We start from the raw sequence: 15,988 nt of genomic DNA, 5'->3' as shown, positions 1-15,988 counted from the left end.
ACGACGCCGGATACACGGAACGTATCGATCAGCATGATCCCGATTACGACCCGCTGCTCGAAAGCAGCCGGTCTGCAGAATTGCCTGACGACCATAGCGTGCCGGTCCCACCCGATCCCATCCCGAACTCGGCAGTGAAACGGCTCCGCGCCGATGGTAGTGTGGGGTCTCCCCATGTGAGAGTAGGTCATCGTCAGGCACCCCTTCCGAACCCCGGTCCCAAAGGACCGGGGTTCTTTTATGTGCGCTCGAAAAAACCGCCGGGCCGCGGCCGCCGGTCACTGACGTGACCGGCGCGCGGCGCCTATGCGGTCGCCATCGCCCGCAGCGCCGTGATCTCCTCGTCGCTGCCAACGGTCCATGAAAATATACAAGCGCTCGGAGTGCCGTTCCCTGTCATGAGAAAGCCTTCTAAAAGACGAGCATTCCTTCTTTGTTGTCCAAATAAAACACAATAAAAAGACACCCCGAAGGGTGCCTTTTATTGAAATCATGGCCGAAAACAGGGCCTGAATTACGATGTGTTCTGTAGCCAGCGTGTCAGCGCTTCCCGATCAATGGTGTCACGATCAATCTTCAGGTAAGCCACATTTTCCTCCCTGACGACCAGCGCATCCTCGATGCCGGTGATGCTCCTGAGTTGTCTGCTGCACTCATTAATGTCAGCAACGTTCTTTCCCTGCAGGGAGACAACTTCACTGGAAAGGTGTCTGGGAACGGTCATGTTCAAAATGCTCAAAAACCAGAGTGCCGCCAACGCCGCGGCAAAAAGAAAGACAGCATCGATACCGAAGTGACCGGCAACTGCCCCCCCCAGACCGCCGCCGACGCTGGCACCTAAAAACTGACAGGTAGAGTACACGCCCATGGCAGTGCCCTTGGCGCCGGCAGGGGAGAGCTTGCTGATCATGGAAGGCAGCATGGCTTCCATCAGGTTAAAGCCGGTAAAGAACACCAATAACAACAAGAGCAGTGACCATTTGGCATGGCCTGCTTCACCCAGTGCCAGAAGTGCCAGTGTCATGGCAGCAACGGCCCCCATGAAGACCGCTCTCATGTGCCGATATTTTTCTGCAGCAATGATTAATGGCACCATGGCAAAAAAACCGACTGCCATGACGGGAAGATAGACCCAGCCGTGATATTGAGCGTCGATGCCGAGGCTTTCGAGTCTCAGAGGCAGGGCAATGAAGCAACCTGTCAGGATGGCATGCAGGGCAAAGATCGAGAAATTCAGGCGCAGGAGTTCACGCTGGAACAGCATCTTCGTTAACTGACGCGGGTCCACGCCCACATCACGATGCTGTCTGGCCGGCGCCGAGGGCACCAGTCGCCAGAGAATCAGCAGGCCAACCAGCGCGAGCAGGGCCGTGCTCCAGAAAACACCTGAAAGCCCGAACACTTCTGCCAGAAACGGACCGAGCGCCATTGCCAGACCGAAGGCCAGGCCAATGCTCATGCCGATGGCCGCCATGGCAGTGGTTCTTGTTTCTTCTCGTGTCTTGTCTGCCAGCAGTGCCATCAATGCGCCGGCGATAGCGCCGCTACCCTGCAGGCAGCGTCCGGCAATGACACCGTAAATGGAAGTCGAAAGAGCTGCCATGACACTGCCGGCAAAAAAGAGCAGCAGTCCAAGGGCAATAATCTGTTTGCGGCCCAGACGATCCGACAGTGTGCCGAAGGGAATTTGAAAAATGGCCTGTGCCAGACCATAGCCTCCCAGCGCAATACCGATCAGAAAAGGGGTTGCCCCTTCCAGCTCCCGGGCGTAAAGGGCAAGCACGGGCAATACCATGAAAAGTCCCAGCATGCGAAAGGCATACAACATGCCCAGGCCGGCGACAGCACGGTATTCACCCGCGTTCAGTGAAATTTGTTTCATGATTCTCCGAAAACCTTGAGGCAGGGCTCTATTTTAACGGCCTGGTCAGGTCGCAGGAAATTTGTATATGGTCTGACAGTACATCAAGCCGGTCCTGCAAATGTCGAACCGGAGAATGAATGGAAGCAGGCTCTTATGTGACGAATGGAATCGGTTAAAGGTTCCATGTATCATGCCGCGGTGTTTTGTCGCAGTGATTTAACATTGTTCAATTGATGCTTTCGGCTTCTGTCGCTGCAAAAAGCTGATCATATAAGGCTTTGGGGCGAAGTGCCCACTGACCTTAACGCCTCTTGAGGGCATGCATTTTAATGCTAAAGTCTAAATAAGCTTTTGTCGCGGCACTTGAAGTCAGCAGGTAAAAAACTGAACAATAGCGGTGGCAGCATATAGCGCCATGCAGGGCTGTCATGCCTGCCGCTTTCAGCCAGTCAGATGACTTTCAGTCACCTCCCTGCTGGGAGCGGTTACAGGCGGGGAGCATCCGTCCAGGACAGTCATTTCCAACGATAAAACCATCAGATACTCCTGTAACGTCAGGCTGTCTGGCGCAGTAGATGCTATCCGTAAACGTTGCTGTCAGACCGTAATCGGAAGCAGGCAGGTACCTGTCACGCATTTCCGGCCCCTCCGGCCGGGCAAAAGCGAAGTGTTCAAGCTGGCCGTTCAAGAGAGCGTGAGATGAGAAAATGGAACTATTCGGACATTCTTAAGAGGGTGTCGCTGTTTGCTGCTGTGGCATTGCTACTCAGCGGGTGCGGTTATGGTGTGCTTGATCCTCAGGGTCCGATCGGCGAAACGCAAAAGCGGCTTATCATTACGTCAACGCTTTTGATGCTGATCGTGGTCATCCCGGTCATCATCATGACGATCCTGTTTGCCTGGCGCTATAACTACATCAGAAACCACAAGTACTCGCCCAACTGGTCCCACTCCAACAAGATTGAGGTGGTGGTATGGGGCATACCGCTGATCATTATCGCGATTCTGGCCGTGATCACCTGGCGCAGCACGCATGCTCTTGACCCAAAAGCGGCCCTTGATGCCGATAATCCGCCCATAACGGTCCAGGTCATGTCGATGGACTGGAAGTGGCTGTTCATCTACCCCGAGCAGGGCGTGGCCTCCATCAACCAACTGGCCATCCCTGTGAATACGCCGATCGAGTTCGAGGTGACCTCAAGCTCTGTCATGAACTCGTTTTTTGTGCCCCGTCTGGGCAGCCAGATCTACGCCATGGCGGGCATGAAAAACACCGTACATCTGATGGCAAGCAGTACGGGTGATTTTTTTGGCACTTCTGCCAACTACAGCGGCGCCGGTTTCAGCTACATGAATTTCCGTACGCTGGCGATGACGCAGGAAGAGTTCGATCAGTGGGTGGCCAACGCCGAGCAGTCCTCGCGCACGCTGGACCCCGCCACGCTCAAGGAGCTCATCAAGCCCACCGAGAAAAACGAGATCGAGTATTTTTCCAACGTGACTCCCGGGCTTTACAACGATGTCATCAACAGTTTCGCAAGACCGGATTTAAGCTCGCAATTCAACGAACTTGACGGGGCCGAGGAGTAGATATGTTCGGAAAACTCTCATGGGATTCGATCGTCATGGATCCTATCGTGTGGGGCGCCGTCGGCGGCGCCGCACTGATAGGTCTGGCGATAATGGTAGCGATTACCCGCTACGGCAAATGGGGTTACCTCTGGAAGGAGTGGATTACCTCGGTAGATCACAAGCGTATCGGCGTGATGTACATCATCGTGGCGATGGTCATGCTGTTGCGCGGCTTCTCGGATGCGCTGCTGATGCGCTCCCAGCAGGCGATCGCCGCCGGCGGTGCCGAAGGCTATCTGCCACCGCACCACTACGATCAGATCTTTACCGCGCATGGCGTCATCATGATCTTTTTCATGGCCATGCCGTTCATGACAGGCCTTATGAACATCGCGGTGCCGCTGCAGATCGGTGCGCGTGACGTCGCCTATCCGTTTTTGAACTCGTTGAGTTTCTGGCTGTTTGTAGCAGGTGTCATCCTGATCAACGTGTCGCTCTTTCTGGGCGAGTTCGGGGCAACCGGCTGGCTGGCCTATCCACCTCTTTCGGGTATCGAGTACAGTCCGGGCGTCGGCGTGGATTACTGGATATGGAGTCTACAGATAGCCGGTGTGGGGACACTGCTGACCGGGGTGAACTTCTTCGTCACCATCCTGCGCATGCGTGCGCCGGGCATGACGCTGATGAAGATGCCGATTTTCACCTGGACGTCCCTGTGCACCAACGTGCTGATCATTGCGGCGTTTCCGATCCTGACGGCGACCATCGCGCTGCTGACGCTTGATCGTTATCTTGGCACCCATTTCTTCACCAACGACATGGGTGGCAACCAGATGATGTATGTGAACCTCATCTGGGCCTGGGGCCACCCCGAGGTCTACATCCTGGTGCTGCCTGCGTTTGGTGTCTTTGCCGAGGTTGTGGCGACCTTCTGCAAAAAGCGCCTGTTTGGCTACACGTCGCTGGTGTACGCCACGGTCGCGATCACGATCCTGTCGTTTGTGGTATGGCTGCATCACTTTTTCACCATGGGTGCCGGTGCCAACGTCAACGCCTTCTTCGGCATCACGACGATGATCATCGCGATACCTACCGGGGTCAAAATCTTCAACTGGCTGTTTACCATGTATGAGGGACGCGTTCAGTTCAGTGTTCCCATGATCTGGACCATCGGCTTTTTGATTACCTTTACCATCGGTGGCATGACCGGGGTACTGCTGGCCGTACCGGGCGCCAACTACGTGCTGCACAACAGTCTGTTTTTGATTGCCCACTTCCATAACGTCATTATCGGTGGCGTGGTCTTTGGCTACCTGGCAGGCCTTGCCTACTGGTTCCCGAAGGTATGTGGCTTCAAGCTTGATGAGAAGCTTGGCAAGGCGTCGGCGCTCTGCTGGATCGTGGGCTTTTTCACGGCGTTCATGCCGCTCTACGCGCTGGGCTTCATGGGCATGACGCGTCGTCTTGCCAGCTACGACAATCCCGAGTGGCAGTTCCCGCTGATCGTGGCAGCCATCGGGGCGCTTATCATCGCCGCGGGTATCGGTCTGCAGCTGCTGCAGGTGTTTGTCAGCTTCCGCAAGCGTCATGAGCTGATCGACGAGACGGGCGATCCGTGGGGCGGTCGTACGCTGGAATGGTCCATTCCTTCACCCGCGCCCTTCTACAACTTCGCGCATACGCCCGTGGTTGAAGAGCGCGATGCCTTCTGGCACATGAAGGAAAAGGGCATCAGCGAGCAAAAGCCTGCCGAATACCAGGATATCCATATGCCGAAAAATACCGCGATCGGCTTCGTGATCGGTATTGTTTCCGCGGTGTTCGGTTTTGCTCTGATCTGGCACATCTGGTGGCTGGCCATCGCCTCGCTGGTGGTGATCTTCGGCGCCATGGTGCACCGAACCTTCAATGACGATATTGACTACTACGTTCCCGCTGCCGAAGTAGAGCGCATCGAAAGTCGGCGTTATCAAAAATTGTCAAATCAGGCGTAACTCATGTCGACTCAATCTGTGAACCATCAGGACGCTCATGCCGGAGGGCATGAGCATCATGAACATCACCCCGATCCGACGGAAACCAAGGTTTTCGGCTTCTGGATCTATATCATGAGCGACTGCGTACTGTTCGCTACCCTGTTTGCGGTCTATGCCGTACTGGGGGGCAACTACGCAGGCGGCCCGACCGCCGACGAGCTCTTTGAGCTGCCGATCGTTTTGCTCAACACCTTCGTACTGCTGGCGAGCAGCTTTGCCATCGGTCTGGCAACGCTTGCCTTCAACGCCGGCCAGAAGCAGCGAACCATACAGTGGCTGATCGTTACGCTGATACTGGGAGCTGTCTTTGTCGGTCTCGAGGTTTACGAATTTGTCCACTTCGTACACGAAGGGGCCATGCTGCAGACCAGTGCTTTCCTGTCGTCCTTTTTTACCCTGGTCGGCACCCACGGTCTGCACGTTACCTCGGGCATCATCTGGGGCATCATTCTAGTGCTGCAGATTGCCAGCAAGGGGCTTAATGAAGGCAACAAGTCACGCCTGATGTGTCTGGGCCTTTTCTGGCACTTCCTGCACATCATCTGGATCTGCGTATTCAGCATCGTCTATCTGATGGGGGTCTTGTAATGTCCAATCAAAACCCGGCTCATGATGAGCATGAGCATGGCAGTCTCAAGTCCTACACCACCGGGCTGATCCTTTCGATCATCCTGACGGTCATCCCCTTTGGCATCGTCATGACCGGTGTGCTGCCACAGACCGTGGCTCTGGCGGTGATCGTGGTCACGGCAGTGGTCCAGATCGTGGTGCAGGTTGTTTACTTCCTGCATCTCAAGGAGCCCGAAGGCTCTTACTGGAACAGCCTGTCGATCTGGTTCACTCTGATCATAGTCGGCATTCTGGTGGTGGGCTCGGTATGGATCATGTACCACCTTAACCACAACACCATGGTCGGGATGTAAGCCCGTCCCGATGCTTAAAAGATATCTCCTGCTAACGAAGCCGGGCATTGTCTTCGGCAATCTGATCTCGGTAACAGGGGGGTTCTTTCTGGCTTCGAGAGGAAGCATCGACCTGCTGCTGTTTTTCGCCACCGTCATCGGGGTGTCGCTGGTCGTTGCTTCCGGCTGTGTATTCAACAATGTCATCGATCGTGACATTGACGAGAACATGGCGCGTACGCGCAAGCGTGCGCTTGTCGAAGGCACGATCGATGTTCGCTCTGCGCTGATCATGGCCGGCCTGCTGGGTGCAGCAGGCCTGTTACTTTTATTGCTGGTGGCCAATCCATTGGCAGCAGCAGTGGCCCTGTTCGGCTTTGCCATTTACGTCGGCGCCTACAGTCTCTGGCTCAAGCGTCATTCAGTGCATGGCACGCTGATCGGCAGTTTGTCAGGTGCCGCCCCTCCGGTCATCGGCTACTGTGCCGTCAGCAATCAGTTCAATCTGGGGGCGGTGCTGGTACTGCTGATTTTCAGCCTCTGGCAAATGCCGCATTCCTATGCGATCGCCATTTTTCGACTGGAGGATTATCGAGCGGCTTCCATACCCGTGCTCTCGGTTGCAAAAGGCGTGGCATCTGCCAAGCGTCAGACCGTTGTCTATATCGTCGCATTCGGCATTGCTGCAATGCTGCTCACATTCGCAGGGTATACCGGTTACATCTATCTGGCGGTCATGACTGTCATAACGCTCTACTGGCTTTATATCGCCATTGCTCGTTATCACCGGGAAGATGATAGTCGCTGGGCTCGCCAGCTGTTCGGCATTTCGATACTGGTCGTGACCGTTTTGAGTGCGGTCATGGCCATCGATTACCGAGACCCGGAATCCCGCACTGCGGCGGCGTGGCCCGATCCGGTGCCTGCCCTCCACGTCTAGTCCCCTCCAATGCTGTATCGACGCCTTGTCGAGCAGCATTGCTCTTGATTATCGCCTTCCATGGCGCTTCTCGACCCGGAGCGTACGCCATGCGACATGATGTCCCGAGGGTTTCACTTTGTTGCTGGAATGCTCTAACTTCATAGATTCCGTGACCGTTCAGAACCCAAGGCAGGAGAGCCAAGCCAATGCTGGGGTTTGATGCTTTAGATCTGGCGCGCTTCCAGTTCGCCTTTACCGTCTCCTTTCATATTCTTTTTCCCGCCTTTTCGATCGGACTTGCCAGCTACCTGATGGTGTTGGAAGGACTGTGGTTAAAAACGGGCAACGAGATTTACCATAATCTGTATCGCTTCTGGGTGCGCATCTTTGCCGTGGTTTTCGGCCTGGGTGTCGTCTCGGGTGTGGTCATGGCCTACGAGTTCGGCACCAACTGGAGTGGTTTTGCCGAAACGGCAGGTGATATCACAGGGGTGCTGTTGACCTATGAGGTGTTGACGGCCTTTTTCATGGAGGCAGGCTTTCTCGGCATCATGCTGTTTGGGGAAGGCCGGGTCAGCAAGCGCCTGCATTTTACGGCGACCTGTCTGGTGGCCGTGGGTACCCTGATTTCGATGACCTGGATTCTGATGTCCAACAGCTGGATGCAGACCCCTGCCGGCTATGAAGTCATCGATGGCCGCTTTGAGCCAGCCAACTGGCTCGAGATCATGTTCAACCCCTCCTTTCCGTATCGCATCGTTCATATGGGGTTGGCCGCCTTTATCTCGGTCGGTTTTGTTGTTGGTGGCGTCGGGGCCTATCACCTGTTGCGCAATCGTCGCGACCCGGCAGCGCGCAAGATGTTTTCCATGGCGATGTGGGCCATTCTGGTCGCATTGCCGGTGCAGATCATCGCCGGGGACATGCACGGTCTGAATACGCTGGAGCATCAGCCTGCCAAGGTGGCGGCCATGGAGGGGCACTGGGAGAACGAGCCGGGGCAGAAAGGAATGCCGCTGGTCCTGTTTGCCCTGCCGGACATGGACGAGGGGACTAATCGATTTGAGCTGACCGTCCCCTATGCCAGTAGCCTGATACTGACCCACACCCTCGATGGTCAGATTCAGGGGCTCAGTGACTGGCCCCGCGACGAATGGCCCAATGTGCCGCTGGTGTTCTGGAGTTTCAGGATCATGGTGGGGCTGGGCATGCTGATGCTGGGAATCGGTGTGCTGGGGCTGTTTCTGCGCTGGAAGGGGCAGCTTTACGACGCGCGCTGGTTCCAGCGCGTGGCACTGTTCACAACGCCGGTGGGCTTCATTGCCCTGCTGGCAGGCTGGATCACGACAGAAGCGGGTCGTCAGCCCTGGGTGGTCTACGGGATGCTGCGAACCGAGGACGCCGTGTCAGCGCATGGTCTGGCGAGCATGGTGACAACGCTGATCGGTTTCATGGTGGTTTACGCCATCATCTTTGGTATCGGGATCTACTACATGTTGAAGCTGATCAAATCAGAGCCCATGAAAATGGTGCCCGAAGGGGGGCCCGGCCATGAACGTCAGCCCAAGCGTCCCATGTCGGCAGCCGATGGCAGCTTCGAAGAGCAAAATTGATTGGGAGCCATGAGCATGACAATTGATCTACCCGTCATCTGGTATTTGCTGATCGGTTTCGCTGTCGCCATGTACGTGATGATGGATGGCTTCAGTCTGGGAGTAGGCATTCTGTTCCCCTTTATTCAGGGGGATGAGAAACGGGATGTCATGATGAATACCGTGGCCCCGGTATGGGATGGCAATCAGACGTGGATGATTCTGGGAGGGGCAGGCCTGTATGGCGCCTTCCCACTGGCGTACTCGGTGATTCTGCCGGCCATGTATCTTCCCCTGATCCTGATGCTGCTGGCATTGATTTTCCGTGGGATCGCTTTCGAATTCCGCTTCAAGTCAAATCGTTCGCGCAAGTGGTTTGACCTGGCCTTCAGCGGCGGTGCGATGGTGGCCACCTTCAGTCAGGGAGTCGTGCTGGGCGGCATCATCAACGGGCTGACCGTGTCGGAGCGCGCCTATCAGGGCGGTGCCTTTGACTGGTTTTCGCCCTTTGCGCTCTTTACGGGGGTGGCACTCATGGCAGGCTATGCGCTGCTGGGCGCCGGCTGGCTGATCATGAAAACGGAAGGAGATCTTCAGCAGCGTTTCTATCAACTGGCCCGTCCCCTGACGCTGTTGCTGGTGACGGCCATGGTCGTGATCAGTGTCTGGACGCCTCTTTCCAACGGGCGTATTGCCGAGCGCTGGTTTACCTTCCCCAATATCGCCTGGTTTGCCCCGGTACCGATTCTGGTGGCGCTGTTTTCCTGGAGTATCTGGAACGACGTGACGCATTCCCACGAGCGCCGACTCTTTTTCAAGGTGCTGGGGCTGTTTTTCCTCGGGCTGTCGGGGCTGGTGATCAGCTTTTTCCCGTTGATCATTCCTCCCGATATTACGCTCTGGGATGCCTCTTCGGCCCGCGCCAGCCAGACGTTTCTGATTGTGGGATATGTGATTCTGGTGCCCATCGTGCTCACCTATACGGCCTACAGTTACTATGTCTTTCGAGGCAAGGTGCGCGCCGGCGAGGGCTATCATTGAGTTCAAATACAACGTTCGTGGATTACAAAGGGTACCCAAAGGGGTACCCTTTTTGTTTTCGAGCCTTGCCGGGCATTAAAAAACAGTGCTCGTCACGGGCCGGGTCGTATACAAGGGTTCCAGGATATGAATGCAATCCCATGAGTGTCAGTGATCTGATCAGACTGATGAGCGATGGCGACTTCCATTCGGGGGAAGCGCTGGGCAGAGAGGTTGGCGTGTCACGCACCGCTGTCTGGAAGCAGCTGCGCAAGCTCGAGGGGCTTGGGCTTGCTGTCGAGACAGCAAGAGGACGTGGATATCGCCTTGTTGATCCACCGGAGCCCCTGCGCGGTACCAGTATTGTGGCAGGTCTGTCACGCTCTGCACGTCAGCATCTCAGGCATCTGTTCGTGGAAGATTCGATCGGTTCTACCAATACCTTCCTGCTGGAGCGCTTTATGCAGGGCGCCGGCCACGGCGAGGTCTGCCTGGCCGAGTGGCAGAGCGCCGGGCGTGGTCGGCGCGGTCGCTCTTTCTACAGTGAGTGGGGCGGCAATATTCACTTCTCCATCGGCTGGCAGTTTGAAAGCGGTGTGGGGGCGCTGGAGGGGTTGAGTCTGGCGGTGGGCGTGGTCATGGCGGATCTGCTGGCAGAGCAGGGCGTCAACATCGCACTGAAATGGCCCAACGATCTTCTGGTTCCGACGCCTTCGGGCGTTTCAAAGCTTGGCGGAATACTGGTCGAAGTCCGGGGAGATACTGCCGGCCCCTGTCAGGTGGTGATCGGCGTGGGCATCAACGTTCGTCTTTCCGTCAGGGGGCGGACAGACATCGGACAGCCGGTGACCACCCTCGCGGATCTGGCGCCCGGGATATCGCGCAATGCGCTGGTTGGTGCGATGATCGAAGGGCATATACGGATGCTGGAGCGTTTCGAGGAAACCGGATTTTATTCCTGGCGTGATCGCTGGAACGATTACCATGTCTACCGGGAGCAGCCGGTTCGGATTCATCAGGGCAATACGGTGAGTGAGGGTATTGCCCAGGGCGTTGATGACACGGGTAATCTCGTTGTCAAGATCGGTGATGAGTGCAAGCACTTTGCAGGTGGCGAAATCAGTCTGCGTGGTCGCTCATGATTCTGGACCTTGATATTGGCAACACGTTATCAAAGTGGCGCCTGAAGGACCGGCAGACCAGTGACATTCGGGCTCGCGGAGCCATGTGGACACGGGATGAATGGCGTTCGGGCTCGGACATTCCCGATCTGGAAATCGTTGACGCCATTCGGATATCGAATGTAGCCCGTCAGGATGTACTGGAAGATACCGTCCGTCTTTTGAAGCGGCGCGTCGATGAAATCCATATTGCGCATTCCACTGTTGAAGCACTGGGTGTTCGTAACGGATATGACGCGCCCGAGCGATTGGGCGTGGATCGATGGCTCGGTGTGCTGGCCGGTCACCAGCTGACCGGCGGCTGTTGTACGGTGGACTGTGGCAGTGCCATCACCATGGATGCGGTATTGCCTGATGGACAGCACATCGGAGGCTATATTGTTCCGGGGCTCAGGCTTATGAAGGAGAGCCTCAAACTCGGGACCCGCAAGGTGGCGATCGACCCCGAGCAGGATGCACTGCACATACTCTCGCCGGGGACCAACACCGTGGATGCCGTCAACCACGGCGTATTCATGGCGGCCACCAGTGCCATCAACCGGCTTTACATGGAAATCTGTGATGCCCGGGGCATTGCACTGCCACTACTGATCACCGGCGGGGATGCGGCATTGGTATCACGTGGTCTTCGAGTGCCGCATGCTCACTGGCCGGATATGGTTTATGCCGGTCTTGAAGCGCTTTTCCCGCTGACCCTCAACGAAAAGCAGGGACGGCTGGCCGGTATGCCTGATGTGATGGCTCCGGCGGATCTAGATGAATTGCGTCAGGCACTTGCTTTCACTCAGCTGCTCTGACAGAATGCGTCGCGTTCCAGGGGCAGGCCATGTCGTTGTAGAGACAGGGCGTTCCGGCAAAAGAAGCAGGGCTTGACAAGCCTGTCTATGCCGGTATAATTTGCCGCCAAGTTGGAGGGATTCCCGAGTGGCCAAAGGGAGCAGACTGTAAATCTGCCGCGAAAGCTTCGGAGGTTCGAATCCTCCTCCCTCCACCAAGATTTTTTTTCGATCGCGCCGTCGGTCGAAAGATTGGGCAAGCGGGCATAGTTCAATGGTAGAACCTCAGCCTTCCAAGCTGATGATGCGGGTTCGATCCCCGCTGCCCGCTCCAGTTGTGGCAAAGGGTTATGCTCATGTAGCTCAGGGGTAGAGCACACCCTTGGTAAGGGTGAGGTCGACGGTTCAAATCCGTCCATGAGCTCCATTCAGGGCGAGCCGACAGGGTCGCCCTTTTTAGTCCGATGTGTGGGTTGTTGTGTGTCGGGCGTTTTGATATCGTGCACGCCGCTCGCAAAGGCGATCACGACGACAATGTTACAGGCCAGTGGCTCAATTGGCAGAGCAGCGGTCTCCAAAACCGCAGGTTGGGGGTTCGAGTCCCTCCTGGCCTGCCAGTCTTCCTCGGATTGGCAGCTTTTGTGTGTACATCGATTGCCGCACTCCTGAGGAGTTTTCTTCCCCATGAAACAGACCGCCGAAGTGCAGGATACCCGTTTTGATGCGCTCAAGTGGGCTGCTGCTGTGGTGCTTGTTGCTGTCGCGGTAGCGGGCAATGTCTATTTTGCCGATCAGCCGATGATCTATCGCGTGATCGGTGTGGTCGTATTGGTAGTGGCCGCTCTGGGCATTGCATTGACGACCGGTCGAGGACGTGAGCTGACATCGCTTGCCAGAAACGCCAAGAAGGAAATTCAGCGCGTTGTCTGGCCGACCCGCCAGGAAACCTTTCAAACGACCGCTATCGTGCTGGGCGCAGTCGTCATTGTGGGCCTGTTGCTCTGGCTGATTGATATGTTCTTCGGTTGGCTGGTGTCGACTCTTATTGGTTAGGAGCTTGCATGACTAAGCGCTGGTACGTTGTCCACGCCTATTCCGGTTTTGAAAAGCAGGTCATGCGCTCGCTCAACGAGCGCGTGAAGCTTTATGAGATGGAAGATCATTTCGGCGAAATACTGGTGCCCACTGAAGAAGTCGTTGAAATGCGCGATGGGAAGCGCCGCAAGAGCGAGCGCAAGTTTTATCCCGGTTACGTGCTGGTCGAAATGGAGATGGATGACCGTAGCTGGCATCTCGTCAACGAGACCCCTCGAGTCATGGGCTTTATCGGTGGGACGCCAGAAAAGCCTGCTCCCATTACGCCGAACGAAGCAGAAGCCATCCTGCGTCGCGTGCAGGACGGTACTGAAAAACCGCGTCCGAAAACGATGTTCGATGCCGGTGAGACCGTTCGAGTGGCCGATGGTCCTTTCGCGGATTTCAATGGCGTAGTGGAAGAAGTCAATTATGAAAAGAGTCGTCTGCAGGTCAGTGTCCTGATCTTTGGGCGCTCTACGCCCGTGGAGCTGGAGTTCTCGCAGGTCGAGAAGCTCTAGTATCAGGGGCAGCTGGTGGTGCAGCAGGGCTGCATCGATAGTCAGGGGAGCCGCAAGGCGCTATTACCCAATCGGAGTTCATCATGGCCAAGAAAGTTCAGGCTTATATCAAGCTGCAGGTTGCAGCTGGTAAGGCCAATCCCAGTCCGCCGGTCGGTCCGGCACTCGGTCAGCACGGCGTCAACATCATGGAGTTCTGCAAGGCGTTCAACGCAGAAACCCAGGATATGGAAGCCGGTATTCCGACACCCGTCGTTATCACGGTTTATGCCGATCGCAGCTTTACATTTGTCACCAAGACGCCGCCGGCGCCGGTGCTGCTCAAGAAGGCTGCAGGCATCAAGTCCGGTTCCGGCGAGCCGAACAAGAACAAGGTCGGCACGGTAACGCGTGATCAGATCGAAGAGATCGCACGCACGAAGGAGCCTGATCTGACGGCTGCCGACCTTGAAGCTGCATTGCGCACCATTGCTGGTACTGCACGCAGCATGGGCCTGAACGTGGAGGGTCTCTGATCATGGCCAAGCTTTCAAGACGCATGAAGCTGATTCGCGACCGTGTTGATACCTCGCGCGTTTACAGCGTTGATGAAGCCACGGCACTGCTGTCCGAAATTTCCTCGGTGAAGTTCAAGGAAAGTGTGGAAGTTGCTGTCAACCTGGGTGTTGATCCGCGTAAATCGGATCAGGTGGTACGTGGTGCTACCGTACTGCCCAATGGCACCGGTCGTGATGTTCGTGTCGCGGTCTTTGCTCAGGGTGCGGCGGCTGACGCGGCTCGTGAAGCAGGCGCTGAAGTTGTCGGCATGGATGAGCTGGCCGAGGACGTCAAGAAGGGCAACCTTGATTTTGACGTTGTCATCGCTGCGCCGGACGCCATGCGCGTTGTCGGTCAGCTGGGTCAGATTCTGGGGCCGCGCGGTCTGATGCCCAACCCGAAGGTGGGTACCGTAACGCCGGATGTGGCGACTGCCGTCAAGAACGCCAAGGCCGGTCAGGTGCGCTTTCGTACCGACAAGAACGGCATTATTCATGCGGGCATCGGCAAGGTCGATTTCACGGCCGAAGCCCTGCGTGGCAACCTGGAAGCGCTGATCAACGACCTGAGAAAGCTCAAGCCCAGCACTTCCAAGGGGGTTTACCTCAAGAAGGTTTCCCTGTCCACGACCATGGGTCCTGGTCTTACCGTCGATCATTCCTACATGAATTGATCGTCATCTACCGATTGCTTTGCGGTCCCCGTGCCCGTGGTGGGGCGGGGCGCCGTCAAAGACCGCAGGTGTTGCCCCGTCGGGCAGCTTAATCACTTACCCCGGGTAAGTGGCCTGCGCAGATGGCGCCGGTTATCGATCGATAACTCGCCATCAACCCTTCTGCTGTATGTCATCAGTAGATGGTAACCACGATGGCCATTCTTCCGAATGGCCGACACGAGGAGTGAAAATATGCCCCTGGGTCTTGAAGACAAGAAGGCAATTGTCGCTGAGGTCAGCGAAACTGCCGGACAGGCGCTCTCCGTTGTCGTAGCCGACTCTCGCGGCGTTGACGTTGGCGCCATGACGGCGCTGCGCAAAAAGGCCCGCGAAAATGGCGTCCAGCTGCGCGTTGTGCGTAACACGCTGGCGCGTCGCGCCCTGCAGGGCACTTCCTGGGAGTGCCTGAACGAGACTTTTGTTGGTCCGTCTCTGCTGGCGTTTTCTCTTGAACATCCGGGCGCCGGTGCGCGCTTGTTCAGGGATTTCGCTCGTGAGCAGCCCAAGTTTGAAGTCAAGGCGCTGGCCTACGACGGCGAGTACATCGATGCACAGAACATCGATCGTCTGGCGAGCATACCAACCTATGACGAAGGCATCGCCAAGCTGATGTCCGTCATGAAGGAAGCTTCCGCCGGCAAACTGGTTCGCACGCTGGCAGCGCTGCGCGACCAGAAGCAGGGCGAAGAAGAAGCGGCCTGATCGGCACGTCGTTCGGAAAAATTTCACAGGGCAGACATTTGCCCCGCAAAGTACAGGAATGCAATCATGGCACTGAGTAAAGAAGACATCATCAACGCTGTTGCTGAAATGTCCGTCATGGAAGTTGTCGAACTGATCGAAGCAATGGAAGAGAAGTTCGGCGTCAGCGCAGCAGCAGCTGTTGTCGCAGGCCCCGGCGGCGGCGGTGAAGCCGAAGCGGCTGAAGAGCAGACCGAATTTGACCTGATCCTGACAGCACCGGGTGACAAGAAGGTCAACGTCATCAAGGTGGTTCGTGAAATCACCGGTCTTGGCCTCAAGGAAGCCAAGGGTGCCGTTGACGGCGCTCCGGCGACCCTGAAGGAAGGCATGTCCAAGGAAGATGCTGAAGAAGCCAAGAAGCAGCTGGAAGAAGCTGGCGCTACCGTGGAACTCAAGTAATCAGTGTTCTGCCTGAAAGCGTTATAGCATGACGGCTGGTGGCGGTCAGATGAGCTGACCGCCGCCGGCCTTTTTCTGTTGCCGGATGGGCTTAGCGTGCTCACGTAGAGAGCATCAGTACGCTAAGGCGATC

16 protein-coding genes, 4 tRNA genes and 1 rRNA gene are annotated in these 15,988 nt (G+C 56.4%); 20 read left to right on the top strand and 1 reads right to left on the bottom strand.

Annotation, left to right across the window (positions count from 1 at the left end):
* The first annotated feature begins 83 nt into the window (after positions 1-83).
* A 5S ribosomal RNA gene (rrf, locus tag M1D97_RS14075) occupies positions 84-199 on the top strand.
* Between the two features lie 315 nt (positions 200-514).
* On the opposite strand, the gene M1D97_RS14070 is transcribed toward rrf, so the two are convergent.
* Positions 515-1,882: an MFS transporter gene (locus M1D97_RS14070; RefSeq protein ID WP_456268341.1), complete on the bottom strand. Its 1,368-nt coding sequence runs from the start codon at positions 1,880-1,882 to the stop codon at positions 515-517.
* Positions 1,883-2,650: 768 nt separating this feature from the next.
* On the opposite strand from M1D97_RS14070, the gene cyoA reads away from it, so the two are divergent.
* The 19 genes from cyoA (at position 2,651) to rplL (ending at position 15,855) form a co-directional block, all read left to right on the top strand.
* Positions 2,651-3,454 (top strand): ubiquinol oxidase subunit II, encoded by an 804-nt coding sequence (gene cyoA / locus M1D97_RS14065; RefSeq protein ID WP_456268340.1) that lies wholly within the window; start codon positions 2,651-2,653, stop codon positions 3,452-3,454.
* A 2-nt stretch (positions 3,455-3,456) separates the two neighbouring features.
* Complete coding sequence (gene cyoB / locus M1D97_RS14060; protein WP_456268339.1) at positions 3,457-5,430, top strand: cytochrome o ubiquinol oxidase subunit I; 1,974 nt, start codon at positions 3,457-3,459, stop codon at positions 5,428-5,430.
* 3 nt (positions 5,431-5,433) lie between these two features.
* Positions 5,434-6,060 (top strand): cytochrome o ubiquinol oxidase subunit III, encoded by a 627-nt coding sequence (cyoC, locus tag M1D97_RS14055; RefSeq protein WP_456268338.1) that lies wholly within the window; start codon positions 5,434-5,436, stop codon positions 6,058-6,060.
* Entirely contained in the window at positions 6,060-6,395 is a 336-nt protein-coding gene (gene cyoD, locus M1D97_RS14050) for a cytochrome o ubiquinol oxidase subunit IV (RefSeq protein WP_456268337.1), read from the top strand. Before cyoC ends, cyoD begins: the two co-directional genes overlap by 1 nt.
* 10 nt (positions 6,396-6,405) lie before the next feature.
* Positions 6,406-7,314 carry a heme o synthase gene (gene cyoE, locus M1D97_RS14045; RefSeq protein WP_456268336.1) on the top strand — a complete coding sequence of 303 codons (909 nt, stop codon included), beginning with the start codon at positions 6,406-6,408 and terminating at the stop codon, positions 7,312-7,314.
* A gap of 188 nt (positions 7,315-7,502) precedes the next feature.
* Positions 7,503-8,909, top strand: coding sequence for a cytochrome ubiquinol oxidase subunit I (locus tag M1D97_RS14040; protein WP_456268335.1), 1,407 nt, complete (start codon positions 7,503-7,505; stop codon positions 8,907-8,909).
* Between the two features lie 15 nt (positions 8,910-8,924).
* A complete protein-coding gene (cydB, locus tag M1D97_RS14035) occupies positions 8,925-9,929 on the top strand; it encodes a cytochrome d ubiquinol oxidase subunit II (RefSeq protein WP_456268334.1) in 1,005 nt (334 codons plus the stop codon).
* Between the two features lie 140 nt (positions 9,930-10,069).
* On the top strand, positions 10,070-11,050 hold the full coding sequence (locus tag M1D97_RS14030; RefSeq protein ID WP_456268333.1) for a biotin--[acetyl-CoA-carboxylase] ligase: 981 nt from the start codon (positions 10,070-10,072) through the stop codon (positions 11,048-11,050).
* Positions 11,047-11,886 carry a type III pantothenate kinase gene (locus tag M1D97_RS14025; RefSeq protein ID WP_456268332.1) on the top strand — a complete coding sequence of 280 codons (840 nt, stop codon included), beginning with the start codon at positions 11,047-11,049 and terminating at the stop codon, positions 11,884-11,886. Before M1D97_RS14030 ends, M1D97_RS14025 begins: the two co-directional genes overlap by 4 nt.
* Before the next feature lie 113 nt (positions 11,887-11,999).
* Positions 12,000-12,083: transfer RNA gene (locus M1D97_RS14020), tRNA-Tyr, on the top strand.
* A gap of 42 nt (positions 12,084-12,125) precedes the next feature.
* Positions 12,126-12,199, top strand: a tRNA-Gly gene (locus M1D97_RS14015).
* 18 nt (positions 12,200-12,217) lie between these two features.
* Positions 12,218-12,292: transfer RNA gene (locus M1D97_RS14010), tRNA-Thr, on the top strand.
* A gap of 114 nt (positions 12,293-12,406) precedes the next feature.
* Positions 12,407-12,482, top strand: a tRNA-Trp gene (locus tag M1D97_RS14005).
* Positions 12,483-12,549: 67 nt separating this feature from the next.
* Positions 12,550-12,918: a preprotein translocase subunit SecE gene (secE, locus tag M1D97_RS14000; RefSeq protein ID WP_456268331.1), complete on the top strand. Its 369-nt coding sequence runs from the start codon at positions 12,550-12,552 to the stop codon at positions 12,916-12,918.
* An 8-nt stretch (positions 12,919-12,926) separates the two neighbouring features.
* Entirely contained in the window at positions 12,927-13,460 is a 534-nt protein-coding gene (gene nusG, locus M1D97_RS13995) for a transcription termination/antitermination protein NusG (RefSeq protein ID WP_456268330.1), read from the top strand.
* Between the two features lie 83 nt (positions 13,461-13,543).
* Positions 13,544-13,975 (top strand): 50S ribosomal protein L11, encoded by a 432-nt coding sequence (gene rplK / locus M1D97_RS13990; RefSeq protein WP_456268329.1) that lies wholly within the window; start codon positions 13,544-13,546, stop codon positions 13,973-13,975.
* A 2-nt stretch (positions 13,976-13,977) separates the two neighbouring features.
* Entirely contained in the window at positions 13,978-14,670 is a 693-nt protein-coding gene (gene rplA, locus M1D97_RS13985) for a 50S ribosomal protein L1 (protein WP_456268328.1), read from the top strand.
* A gap of 234 nt (positions 14,671-14,904) precedes the next feature.
* Positions 14,905-15,414 carry a 50S ribosomal protein L10 gene (gene rplJ, locus M1D97_RS13980; RefSeq protein WP_456268327.1) on the top strand — a complete coding sequence of 170 codons (510 nt, stop codon included), beginning with the start codon at positions 14,905-14,907 and terminating at the stop codon, positions 15,412-15,414.
* Positions 15,415-15,480: 66 nt separating this feature from the next.
* Positions 15,481-15,855, top strand: a complete 375-nt coding sequence (rplL, locus tag M1D97_RS13975; protein ID WP_456268326.1) for a 50S ribosomal protein L7/L12 — start codon at positions 15,481-15,483, stop codon at positions 15,853-15,855.
* Positions 15,856-15,988 lie beyond the last annotated feature (133 nt).

It is taken from the genome of Kushneria sp. AK178, from assembly GCF_053903105.1.
The sequence above is the reverse complement of the archived record's forward strand: the minus strand, read 5'-3'. Positions and strand labels throughout refer to the sequence as shown.